Origin of the sequence: Moorena sp. SIO3E8, assembly GCF_010692445.1 — a bacterium.
Classification (GTDB): Bacteria; Cyanobacteriota; Cyanobacteriia; order Cyanobacteriales; family Coleofasciculaceae; genus Moorena; species Moorena bouillonii.
The window spans coordinates 1-8,988 of record NZ_JAAHHM010000202.1 but is presented as its reverse complement, the minus strand read 5'-3'; the positions used below and the strand labels follow the sequence as shown (position 1 = coordinate 8,988).

Annotated in this window: 9 protein-coding genes; 1 reads left to right on the top strand and 8 read right to left on the bottom strand. The window is 44.5% G+C overall.

Going from position 1 to position 8,988, the window contains the following annotated elements; genetic code table 11:
* Positions 1-244 precede the first annotated feature (244 nt).
* Positions 245-712, top strand: a complete 468-nt coding sequence (smpB, locus tag F6K46_RS36325) for an SsrA-binding protein SmpB (protein WP_075903642.1) — start codon at positions 245-247, stop codon at positions 710-712.
* Here the strand turns inward: smpB and F6K46_RS36320 are convergent.
* The 8 genes from F6K46_RS36320 to F6K46_RS36290 all read right to left on the bottom strand — a co-directional run bounded on the left by F6K46_RS36320 (position 706) and on the right by F6K46_RS36290 (position 8,833).
* The gene (locus tag F6K46_RS36320; protein WP_075903640.1) at positions 706-909 is read right to left on the bottom strand and encodes a hypothetical protein; all 204 of its coding nucleotides are present in this window, start codon (positions 907-909) and stop codon (positions 706-708) included. The two genes, smpB and F6K46_RS36320, sit on opposite strands and share 7 nt — an antisense overlap.
* Positions 910-912: 3 nt before the next feature.
* Positions 913-2,295, bottom strand: coding sequence for an IctB family putative bicarbonate transporter (locus tag F6K46_RS36315; RefSeq protein WP_075903638.1), 1,383 nt, complete (start codon positions 2,293-2,295; stop codon positions 913-915).
* A 328-nt stretch (positions 2,296-2,623) separates the two neighbouring features.
* Complete coding sequence (locus F6K46_RS36310; RefSeq protein WP_229415464.1) at positions 2,624-4,210, bottom strand: GAF domain-containing sensor histidine kinase; 1,587 nt, start codon at positions 4,208-4,210, stop codon at positions 2,624-2,626.
* Between the two features lie 198 nt (positions 4,211-4,408).
* A complete protein-coding gene (locus tag F6K46_RS36305; protein WP_070396930.1) occupies positions 4,409-5,137 on the bottom strand; it encodes a GUN4 domain-containing protein in 729 nt (242 codons plus the stop codon).
* Positions 5,138-5,658: 521 nt separating this feature from the next.
* Complete coding sequence (locus F6K46_RS36300) at positions 5,659-6,147, bottom strand: adenylyltransferase/cytidyltransferase family protein (RefSeq protein ID WP_070395231.1); 489 nt, start codon at positions 6,145-6,147, stop codon at positions 5,659-5,661.
* Between the two features lie 640 nt (positions 6,148-6,787).
* On the bottom strand, positions 6,788-7,531 hold the full coding sequence (locus F6K46_RS40455) for a reverse transcriptase domain-containing protein (protein WP_366510865.1): 744 nt from the start codon (positions 7,529-7,531) through the stop codon (positions 6,788-6,790).
* A gap of 43 nt (positions 7,532-7,574) precedes the next feature.
* The gene (locus tag F6K46_RS40450; RefSeq protein ID WP_366510866.1) at positions 7,575-8,315 is read right to left on the bottom strand and encodes a reverse transcriptase N-terminal domain-containing protein; all 741 of its coding nucleotides are present in this window, start codon (positions 8,313-8,315) and stop codon (positions 7,575-7,577) included.
* Between the two features lie 308 nt (positions 8,316-8,623).
* Positions 8,624-8,833 carry a hypothetical protein gene (locus F6K46_RS36290; protein WP_293067377.1) on the bottom strand — a complete coding sequence of 70 codons (210 nt, stop codon included), beginning with the start codon at positions 8,831-8,833 and terminating at the stop codon, positions 8,624-8,626.
* Positions 8,834-8,988: the final 155 nt, after the last annotated feature.

Here is an 8,988-nt window from a genome sequence, read left to right as displayed (position 1 = left end):
TATTTTGGCGGCAGGGCTTGCCGTTTCAGTCTGTGGAGCGACCGTAAGACCGGAAGAGAGTAAATCTCGGAAGGCTGGTGCATTGAAGCAGAAACCTAAGTCGTGAGTCTTAGGAATCCCCCGCTATCATCTAAGATGAGCGCGGTGGGAGGATGTCAAAAAAGTTAATAGTTTCGCGTTGTCGCCAGTTCTAACCTCAGGCGCTACAGTTAAATAACTGCAAGCTTGTGGGAGTGGCAAGACTATGAGTGATAAAGGTGAAAGTTATAAAGTTATTAGTGATAATCGACAAGCTCGTTTTCTCTACCAAATTTTAGAGACTTACGAGGCGGGGATTGAGTTAAAGGGAACGGAGGTGAAGTCTATCCGAGTTGGCAAGGTCAACTTGCGGGATGGCTATGGGTTGATTCGTGGTGGGGAAGCGTGGTTGCTCAATGTCCATATCTCTCCGTACCAAAATATCAACGAATATTTTAATCATGACCCCCGTCGCAGCCGAAAACTACTGCTGCACCGTAAGGAAATCAATAAGCTCACCGGTAAATTAGAACAGCAAGGCTTAACCCTTGTCCCCTTAAAGATTTATTTGAAGCGCGGCTTAGTTAAAGTCAGCATTGGTTTGGGCAGAGGGAAAAAGCTCCATGATAAGCGCGAGACGATCAAGAGGCGTCAGGATCAGCGAGATATGGCACGGGCTATCAAACGTTATTGAAGGTTGAACGCCCACCCGTGGCCTTTTGGCCAAGGTTGGTTAGTTGCTTGGTAGGTTGTTCGCGAATGCGTGGCCTTTTGGCCAAGGTTGAACGCCCACCCGTGGCCTTTTGGCCAAGGTTGTTTGGTCAACATCAAAAAACTAGCAACCTTCAACCTTGGTAACTTGTAACCTGCAACCTTCAAAGCAACCTGCAAATTCTAAACTTTTGAGGACTCAGAATTCGGATTGACATAGAAACTGGCAATAATGGCAACGACTAGCCACCATAGGGTCTGTACTTGAGGACGGTACCAAACGGTATCTACCAGACCATGGGCGAGCATTCCTGACATGGTGGCAATGGCTCCCATCAGCCAAAATCCCTGACGATTACCTAAATTTCTCAGACGACTCAGTTGTTGCATACCTTGGTTGAAGGTGATTATCAGCAACCAAAGGAAACATAACATCCCGATCAAACCCATTTCTACGGCAGTTTCTAGGAAAATGGAATAGGCACTGAGGGCGGTATATTTCGGGCGTTGGAAAAGGGGATAGATTTTGTTGAAGGCGTTGTTACCTGGACCAATGCCAATCATGGGGCGATCACGAATCATGTCCACCACAGCAGACCAAACATTCATGCGGAAGTTGTTACTACTATCTTCGCGACCAACAAAAATACTAGCAATGCGATCGCGTATAGCTGGAACAAACATGACTGCGAGAAGCATCACCCCAGCACAACTGCTTAATAAGGCTGGCATTGCCCAAGGGCGTAATTTAGGGGGTAACTGCACACTGTACCAATACACCAGCAGGATCAAGAAGACGAAAATACAAACAACAAAACCAATCCATCCACCCCGACTAAAGGTTAGCACTAGACAAACTGAATTCACGACCACCATCGTCAGTGCTAAGGCTTTGGGGAGCAAACCCTGCCAGACAAATACTGCTGCCAAACTCAATGATACTGCTGGGATCAGATAACCAGCTAGTAAATTCGGGTTGCCCAGATAACTATAGACCCGTGTCAGTTTTGCTGCTGCTGAAGTCGGGTCTACCCAGGTAGCTAATGCTTCAGCCCCAAAAAACCACTGCCGCAAGCCGTAAATACTGACAATTAGTGAGATATGGAGAAACAGGGTAATAATCCAGCTACGAAGCGGACCGGAACGCAATACCCTTGCGATCAGGGCAAAAAACAACAAATAAAGGGTTAATTTCACCAAACCACTAGAGGCAGCCCCTTTCACCGGAGAGAGTGCGGTGGCTATAGTGGCAACACTCCAGTACAAAAAAACTAACAGATGAATGGGGCTTACCTTCGGCTTTCCTATATCATCGGATAAGGTTAGCAATACCCAGAACCCTGCACTTGCAATTAACAAGATGCCTACTAGAGCATTGGAGACAAAAGGAGCTAAACCGAACACCAGAGCAACTATCATCGCTCCTATTGGGTCAGACCACTGTAGGAGCAAGCTACTCTGACGCCAAGAATCTAGGAGTCCCACGAGGCGATACAAATAGCTAGTTCCTCGCCACCGATACAGCTGCAAATTTGAGAGAGTAAACCGTTGCCAAGCTGAATTCATTGTCTATGTTTTATTTGAAACCACCCCATCTATAATCTTTGATTTTAGATCAGGATTCATTCACCAAATACTAAAAAACGTTTCGACGCTTCCCGAAAATCTGGCCTTCTCAGGGGGTCTTTAGGACTTTTGCTATCGACCACTTCAGAAAGACGCGCGCAAAATTCAACAATTTCTTAACTGAGCAACCCTTATCAGCCGTTAGTCTTCTATTTATGAGTTGTTTTTGATAAATACGGTCACGGTCTATGTTTGCTGGCTGTATCACCTTTACAGTACCGTTGCCCATATTAGTTTAACATATCAGTCAATGAATTGGAACAGTGGTTTAACAGTTTTGATCAGAAGACTCTAATTTAGGTAAAGTAATCACGTAGCGGTACCCTAACTCTGGCAAACCTTGAACAGAAATTTTTCCTCTATGGCGTTTAGCTAAATGGCAGCTTAGTAATAGCCCTAAACTTTCACGAGATTCACTATTCTGAGGTATTTTTTCCGATTCAGAACTCCAACTAGTGCTTTCTGGGTCAAAAGAACTGGATAAAAACTGATTGTCACAGAGGAAGTTAGAACTCGAAGGTAGTTCACTTATTCCGAGTCGTTCATTGATGAATGGGGTTTCTAAAGCATTAGCAACTGCTGCTGCTGCTGAGGGAGATTGTAACGGTAACTCAGAAATTTGCCCGTACATCTGAGGTAGACCATCTCCGAGCCAGGGGTGAGAAACCCAAACCGCGATTTTCAAAGACACGACATTAGCCCTGTCCAAATCAGTTTTTCGAGAGACATGGATGCGTATTTCACCCCCTGCTTCAGCCGAGTAAATCACACTGAATATGAGGTAATATAGCATTTGTCTGACCTTTTCTTTATCCAGAAACCAGATGCGATTCCCTGGCTCTACAGATAAATGCAACTTTTGTCGATGTTGCTGGGCTATCTGTGCTAAATTGTTAATTGCTTGTTGACAGAGCATTTCAATATCTACAGCAGTTAAATTTAGTTGTTCGCTGTTTTCCTCAAAAATCCCCAAGCAAAGAATTTCATCAACCATCAAGACCAGCTGACGACCACTGCAATAAACAATTTCTAGATATTCTTTTTGTTTATCAGTCAAAGACCCATAAACTTGGCGACTTAATACACTAGCCATTCCCATAATTGATGTTAGAGGTGTGCGCAATTCCTGTGTCAGCTGAGTTAGTAATTTGTACTTAATGGTGTGAACTGAGTTAAAACCAGCTATTCCATCTAGACAGATATTCCGAGGGCTATAAATTTCCCGATCAGACTCCACTTCCTGAGAGTGCTGAGCCTCTGTGGAAGAGTTAGGTAGCCAGTTAACAAACCGGTCACGCTCTTTTTTCAAAAAATGATTCCGCTCAAATTCACTGAGACTCCAACGAGCGGTAATTGCCAAAAACTCATAATCTTTGGTGGTAAAATTGCGAGGTACTAAATCCATAACTGCTAGGGTACCTAAACACTCTCCGTCAGCAGTTAACAGTGGTGCACCTAAGTAAGAACGGATACCGTAGTGGTGAACCAGTACACTACTAGCAAAGACAGGGTTGGCGACTGTATCATTAATCGCCAACATTTGATGACTATCTACTACATAGCTACAAAAGCATTCACTACGGGGCAACTGACGGGACTGTGCCACTCGATTCATTAGACCGATTCTAGATAATCCCACAGCTGATTTGATGTGCTGTTGCGTTTGTACCATAAAGCCCAAAATGCAGATAGGCACATCTAAAAATCTGGCAGTAGTTTGAGTTGCCTCGTCGAAAACTGGTACTGTTTCTGCTTCGAGTAGACCTAAATCCCGAAGAGTTTTCAGTCGTTTTTTTTCCCGTTCTTTAGGAGTCAAACCATCCAGAGTACAAAAAAGTTGATTTTCTTTTGCCATAACCAACCCATTTCCCATGGTTACCTTTGGTAGCACCACAGTCTACTGGCTACTGTAGTACTACCCACAACACTTAAGGTTCCCAGATAGAGTAGTGAAGTCAACAAATTCTCAGGAAAATAAATGCTTAAATCATGCCATTTTTTTTGGTATCAGAAGCATTTTTGTGTTTTTTTCCTTCCTGACCGCTTATGGCAGTCATATCCGAGTAGACCAAGCTGGATGAGAAAGCAAAGAGGAAAATACCCGAACACCTCTGAGCTGATTGGAAAGAGGCAAATGACCTTTTGGTGCACTGAGATCCCAGATAAACTCATGGGGATATCGGGTCCAGCGATTGCCAGTTTTCCAACCAATTTTTGGCCAAAGTTTTTCCCAGTTCTTGCCCAAAGACAACCAAAGCTCCCGCTGTACAGAAAATCCAAATTTGCCTTGAGAGTGAATAACCCACAAGATATCAATAGTTTGCAAATCTGTAATCGGGAAATTGTCTACTTCGGAAAAATACAGCCATCTTCTCTGTAGAGCAGCAGCTCCTGCTAACTCACAGAGTTTTTCGAGAGTAAGACGGTCAGCTGCGAGAAAATCTTGTTTAACTAACAGCTGTTGCACGGGTGTGTAATCAATGCCTGCTTCAGAACGTAGGGGTACAACCCCAGTAGGAAAATAGGTTTGCAAAAATTCATTGGTTTTGGGCATATTGGCTTGATGGAGGGCTTGATAGGCAAAACCAGCACTGAGGATAGTCGGGTTGGCATGTTGCTCCTGTAAAAATTCCATTAACACGTCTAACCCGGCAGTGCCAGTGTTGGCAAGTTCCTGAATCAAAGCCTGTTGTTTTTTTTCAGAACTAGACTTTAGCTGGCGCTGGAGTTCGGCAACTGTGTTAGAGACTTCTGCTGGTAACCGGGCCGTTTGATCGCTCATGAAGGGTAGGGTTTGAGGTTGCACTCAAGAAGATTGAATGTGATAGGTTTTAAAGTCGAGAGTCAAGCAAGTTCATGCTTTTAACCTAGACTACGGCAAGGAACCGCTTGTATACAACCTTCAAGCTTATAATTGTCTAACCTTAAACCTTTTACGATGAACAACTTGTGCCAAAATTCGTGCGATCGTAGTCCGTCAATTGTCTCGCTTCGGTGCTTCACTCTAATCGCTGCTTGAACAATTAACTTGCAGGTTAATTGTTAGGGGTTGGGGGTTAGGTGTTGGTTTAATGGTTAATGGTTAATGGTTAATGGTTAATAGTTAAGTGTGTAAGGGTGCTTAGTACCTAATGTAAGCCTGCTATCATGCCTAATGTAGCGTGCCTATACTGTATATAGGGAGACACCAGCTAGGAAGAGACAACACCCGAGGGTATGAAAAGTTTTTTCCAAAATTGACAAAGAATCAATTTACACCCACAACAATTTACCAAATTTTAACCATTCTCTATTCTCACGTGCTTATCGAGCCTGAAGAATGCGGTTAATGATTTGAGTAGTGGAGGTAGGAAATTCAACCTGGACTAACTCAATCCGCCCCCCGTAGGATTGAACAATTTGGGCTTCTGGTAAAGTGGATAAAGTGTAGTCACCCCCTTTAACGTACACCTCTGGTTGCAGTGCTTCAATTAAACGATTAGCTGTGGTTTCAGCAAAAATCACTACCCCATCTACGGGTTTGAGAGTTGCCAGAATTTCTGCCCTCTGTATTTCAGGAACCAGTGGTCGGGAAGGATATCCTGGCTGTGATGGTTTAATGCGATTTACTGATTGATCACTATTTAGCCCGACCACTAGAGCTGAACCCAAGGATTTGGCAATCTTTAAGTAACGCACATGACCAATGTGTAGTATATCAAAACAGCCATTAGTAAATACCAGAGGTCGCCATCGCTCTGACTCCTGGGTCATCAGCTGTTGTAATTCATCGGCAGTGTAGATTCCAGTCATCTCACTTGAAAATAGTTCTGAGTGCGTCAGGCAGACAATCCTGAGTTAAAAGGACTTACTCCGGTAGTAGGTTTGTCTACTACCAAGGCTACTTCCCTCGCCCCGAAGGAGCTGATTTATACTTTACTGTGTACCATGTTGATTGGATTTTTTACCAAGAGGGTCAGGGGTTTTGACAGATTTTCTAAGCTCTGCTACCAGGTAAGTCTTGGCTTTTACTCACTAGGGCAGTTTACTTACCAATACTATTATACATACAGGCGATTTGACACTCCCCGGCCTAAAGGCGCGGGGATTCTTGGTTCAACGAGGCAGCGTGGCTCTTCCAGGCCAGAGCCAAGAAGAGTAGAGGCCGCCTCTCCCCGAGCGTTCGGATCGACGTTCGCGTAGTGTGACCTACGGTCAATCCAAGTTCCGGTGTGCCGGAAACGAAACCTTAGTAGAGGGTCGCCTTAGTTAATAAGTTTTGACCCTTTTTCTCATAGCCAGTCCCCTGTAAAGGCGACCCTCTACTTACGGTAACTTCAAACCCCACCGTACTCAAAGCTCTCTTATTACGGTCGATGCCTGGTATTACCCAGGGCACCTCCGCTCCAAAGCCGTGCGTGAAACTTTCGCCTCACACGGCTCCTAGATTCCCTCAACCTTTCGGCTTGTCAATAGACTTGCTCCAGTGGATTTGTTGGTGACAACTTCGGTGAACAGCCATTAGGTTGTTCTTTTTCCAATTGTCGTGATTTCCATCAATGTGGTGGAGTTCGACTCTTTCCTCATCAATGAATTTCATTCCACAGTATCCACAAGAATGGTTTTGCTCAGTCAGTGCCTTGGATGTATGATTGTCGTAGAGTCCGCTGTTACGTTGACTCCAGTAGACTAAGTCTCCGTCATATGGGGACTTGGTACCTTTGACCATCTTGTGTCCGAAAAGCTTTGTCTTCACTTTTGGGAATGCCTTTTTGCATAGTTCAGTTGCTTGATAGCGACTCACTTTCTTTTCCTTTCGGAATTTTCTGTGTGCTGCTTCGTTCATGAACCATAGGCTATCCCGAGAATCGCTCATGTCACACCATTTGTGGTATTTTCGCCATCCTCTTACAATGGTAGCCAGCTTTTTGGCCTTGACTAAAGCACCATAATTCGAGCTGTTGACTACGGTTTTAATCTTCTCACGTATTTTCCTATGGTTATCCACTGAGGGCTTGCAATGGAATTTTCCGTTTTTCTTGACTCGCATTTCCCAGCCAAGGAAGTCAAATCCGTCTGTCGCCTTGGTTATCTTGGTCTTTTCTTGACTGATTTCGAGACCTCGTTCTTCTAAGAATCTTTCCACCTTTTGGAGGACTTTTTCTGCTTTATCTTTTGGTTTTAAGAAGATAATCATGTCGTCCGCGTATCGGACTGATGGATGTATCTTCTCTATTCCATCAAGTGCGATGTTGGCGCTTTAGTGGGCTGACTACTCCTCCTTGGGGAGTCCCTTGTTCAGGGAATTCCGGGCAGATGCCAGCTTTTAAGCATCTAAAGACCCCTATCTTTATTTGCGCTGGGGCTAACAACCTATCCATGATGGACTTGTGGGAGATGCGGTCGAAACACTTCTTGATGTCTAGTTCAATGACCCTTTTTGTGATGCCTTTTTTAGTTGAGTTTAAATGTTCAAACACATACTTTTGTGCATCATGGGCACTTCGTCCAGTCCTAAACCCGTAACTCCGGGCGTGAAAGTTAGTTTCGTGCGCAGGTTCAAGAGCGTATTTTACTAAACATTGCCAGGCTCTATCGGCGATGGTCGGTATTTTCAGAATTCGGATTTTCCCATTCTTTTTAGGGATTGGTACAACTCTTAGTCCGCTATGAAACCAGGTGTGGCCATAGTGGTTCAACTGTTTTACCAATTCAATTCGCTCTCGGTAATTCAGGCTTTCCTTTCCATCAATACCGGCAGTGCGTTTTCCTTGATTTAATTGAGTCACTTGACGGACTGCCAAAAGTTGAGCTGAACGGGATTTCATTACCAGTTTTTGTAGAGACCGAGCTTTCCTCCAGTCGCCAGCTTGAACCGCTTTATATATTCTCCGTTGTAGGCGGAATAAGTTTTGGCGGAGTTTTTTCCACTTCTGACTTTTCCATAGTTCGCTATGTTTGTTTGACATGCGTCTAACCATACTCTACGTTCGTTGAACATATTCTGAGAACCCGTGCCCAGTTTTGAGCACATCTTACCCGACAGTGGGGATTAGGTTTGGCATAACTTACCGAAGGTTCGACCGGCCTTCAGACCCATGATTTTGCTGTCGTTTTTACTCGTTCCATCCTAAGGATTGTTCTGACGATTTAGGGCAGTCCAATTTGCCTATCCTCTTCTCGGAGATTACGACTGTCATCTTAAAAACGTCGTGAGAATAGAGGATGAAGTCGCACATGGTTTGTTCAGGTTGTGGCTTATCAATTAGACACTTTTATAGGACTACTTTTACCCGTGTCGTCTCCCTGTTAGCGCCAGTGTTGCTACCTGCTTGTGGTCAACTGGTTGCGCCCTGATGCCAGCGTCACTCTGCGGAGATGCCGCCCGCTCGGTGTGGCCAGGTAAGGAGTCACTTGTCTCTTCAAGGGGTGGGTTTTCACCACCATCCGGTAGATAGTTAGGATTTTTGGGTGTTATCCCGCGAATCCCCCTAGTCATACCCTTCTCTACTACGAGAAGCTCCTACTGGGACTTTAGCAAAATTCAAGCCCAAATATAGCCCAAACTAGCTTTATAATTGACAAATACGTCCGGATTTTCCTGGAGCCAACGGACAAAACGGCAAGACATGGCACTACGAAAAGCTTCTAAAG

Bases quoted from the DNA above. Each gene is read 5' to 3' on its own strand.
- smpB (WP_075903642.1), top strand. From the start codon at position 245: ATGAGTGATAAAGGTGAAAGTTATAAAGTTATTAGTGATAATCGACAA.
- F6K46_RS36315 (WP_075903638.1), bottom strand. From the start codon at position 2,295: ATGAATTCAGCTTGGCAACGGTTTACTCTCTCAAATTTGCAGCTGTAT.
- F6K46_RS36310 (WP_229415464.1), bottom strand. From the start codon at position 4,210: ATGGCAAAAGAAAATCAACTTTTTTGTACTCTGGATGGTTTGACTCCT.
- F6K46_RS36305 (WP_070396930.1), bottom strand. From the start codon at position 5,137: ATGAGCGATCAAACGGCCCGGTTACCAGCAGAAGTCTCTAACACAGTT.
- F6K46_RS36300 (WP_070395231.1), bottom strand. From the start codon at position 6,147: ATGACTGGAATCTACACTGCCGATGAATTACAACAGCTGATGACCCAG.
- F6K46_RS40455 (WP_366510865.1), bottom strand. From the start codon at position 7,531: ATGATTATCTTCTTAAAACCAAAAGATAAAGCAGAAAAAGTCCTCCAA.
- F6K46_RS40450 (WP_366510866.1), bottom strand. From the start codon at position 8,315: ATGGTTAGACGCATGTCAAACAAACATAGCGAACTATGGAAAAGTCAG.
- F6K46_RS36290 (WP_293067377.1), bottom strand. From the start codon at position 8,833: ATGACTAGGGGGATTCGCGGGATAACACCCAAAAATCCTAACTATCTA.